1 rRNA gene (cut by a window edge) is annotated in these 2,500 nt (G+C 48.3%); it reads left to right on the top strand.

The features are described from left to right. A 23S ribosomal RNA gene (locus tag ATN92_RS03690) occupies nt 1-2,432 on the top strand; it begins 486 nt to the left of the window's first position. Nucleotides 2,433-2,500 lie beyond the last annotated feature (68 nt).

The raw sequence follows: 2,500 nt of genomic DNA, 5'->3' as shown, positions 1-2,500 counted from the left end.
CCGATAGTGAACCAGTACCGTGAGGGAAAGGTGAAAAGTACCCCGGAAGGGGAGTGAAATAGATCCTGAAACCGTGTGCCTACAAGTAGTCAGAGTCCGTTTATGGATGATGGCGTGCCTTTTGTAGAATGAACCGGCGAGTTACGTTAACATGCAAGGTTAAGATGAAAAGTCGGAGCCGTAGCGAAAGCGAGTCTGAATAGGGCGACTAAGTATGTTGATGTAGACCCGAAACCAAGTGACCTATCCATGTCCAGGTTGAAGATGCGGTAAAACGCATTGGAGGACCGAACTCGTGTATGTTGAAAAATGCTGAGATGAGATGTGGATAGCGGTGAAATTCCAAACGAACTTGGAGATAGCTGGTTCTCTCCGAAATAGCTTTAGGGTTAGCCTCGAGGTTTAGGATCGTGGAGGTAGAGCACTGTTTGGACTAGGGGCCCGTCTTGGGTTACTGAATTCAGATAAACTCCGAATACCATTGATCTTTACTCGGGAGTCAGACGATGAGTGATAAGATCCACCGTCGAAAGGGAAACAGCCCAGATCACCAGTTAAGGTCCCAAAATTCATGCTAAGTGGAAAAGGATGTGGAAACGCATAGACAACTAGGATGTTGGCTTAGAAGCAGCCATTCATTCAAAGAGTGCGTAATAGCTCACTAGTCGAGTGATTCTGCGCCGAAAATGTACCGGGGCTAAGCATGATACCGAAACTGTGGATGTGTCGTAAGACACGTGGTAGGAGAGCGTTGTAATTGCATTGAAGCCATACCGTGAGGAGTGGTGGAGTGATTAGAAGTGAGAATGCCGGTATGAGTAACGAAAGACCAGTGAGAATCTGGTCGGCCGTAAGACTAAGGTTTCCTGGGGAAGGCTCGTCCTCCCAGGGTTAGTCGGGGCCTAAGATGAGGCCGAAAGGCGTAATCGATGGATAACAGGTTGATATTCCTGTACTAGTTTATTTTGTTTGAACGATGGAAGGACGCAGGAGGATGATGTGTGCACGCTGATGGATATGCGTGTCCAAGCAGTAAGTCTTGATATGAGTCAAATGCTTATATCTTTAAGGACAAGCTGTGATGGGGAGTGAAATTTTAGTAACGAAGCACAATAACTCACACTGCCAAGAAAAGTTCCTAGTTAGAAATAAACTACCCGTACCGCAAACCGACACAGGTAGTCGAGGAGAGTATCCTAAGGTCAGCGAGTGAACTCTCGTTAAGGAACTCGGCAAAATGACCCCGTAACTTCGGGAGAAGGGGTGCTGGTGTAACAGCCAGCCGCAGTGAATAGGCCCAAACAACTGTTTATCAAAAACACAGGTCTATGCTAAATCGTAAGATGACGTATATGGGCTGACGCCTGCCCGGTGCTGGAAGGTTAAGAGGATCAGTTAGCTTTTGCGAAGCTGAGAATTGAAGCCCCAGTAAACGGCGGCCGTAACTATAACGGTCCTAAGGTAGCGAAATTCCTTGTCGGGTAAGTTCCGACCCGCACGAAAGGCGTAATGATTTGGGCACTGTCTCAACGAGAGACTCGGTGAAATTATAATACCCGTGAAGATGCGGGTTACCCGCGACAGGACGGAAAGACCCCATGGAGCTTTACTGTAGCTTGATATTGAGTTTTTGTGTGACATGTACAGGATAGGTAGGAGCCGTTGATTTCGGAACGCTAGTTTCGAAGGAGGCATTGGTGGGATACTACCCTTGTTATATGAAAACTCTAACCTACATCACTTAGCGTGGTGAGGGACAGTGTCTGGTGGGCAGTTTGACTGGGGCGGTCGCCTCCTAAAATGTAACGGAGGCGCTCAAAGGTTCGCTCAGAATGGTTGGAAATCATTCGTAGAATGTAAAGGCATAAGCGAGCTTGACTGCGAGACTGACAAGTCGAGCAGGGACGAAAGTCGGACTTAGTGATCCGGTGGTACCATATGGAAGGGCCATCGCTCAACGGATAAAAGCTACCCTGGGGATAACAGGCTTATCTCCCCCAAGAGTTCACATCGACGGGGAGGTTTGGCACCTCGATGTCGGCTCATCGCATCCTGGGGCTGTAGTCGGTCCCAAGGGTTGGGCTGTTCGCCCATTAAAGCGGTACGCGAGCTGGGTTCAGAACGTCGTGAGACAGTTCGGTCCCTATCCGTCGCGGGCGTAGGAAATTTGAGAGGAGCTGTCCTTAGTACGAGAGGACCGGGATGGACATACCTCTGGTGTACCAGTTGTGCCGCCAGGCGCATCGCTGGGTAGCTACGTATGGACGGGATAAACGCTGAAAGCATCTAAGTGTGAAGCCCCCCTCGAGATGAGATTTCCCATTCCTTTATGGAAGTAAGATCCGTTAGAGAATATGACGTAGATAGGCTGCGGGTGGAAGTGTAGCGATACATGGAGCTGAGCAGTACTAATAGATCGAGGACTTAACCGAGTAAGAGTTTACAGCAGTTTGAAGTGTTTTAATTTAATTCATAATCTTAATATCTAGTTTTGAAGGTA

Source organism: Companilactobacillus bobalius (assembly GCF_009764355.1).
Note: the sequence above shows the minus strand (reverse complement) of the source record. Positions and strands in the feature narration are given on the sequence as shown.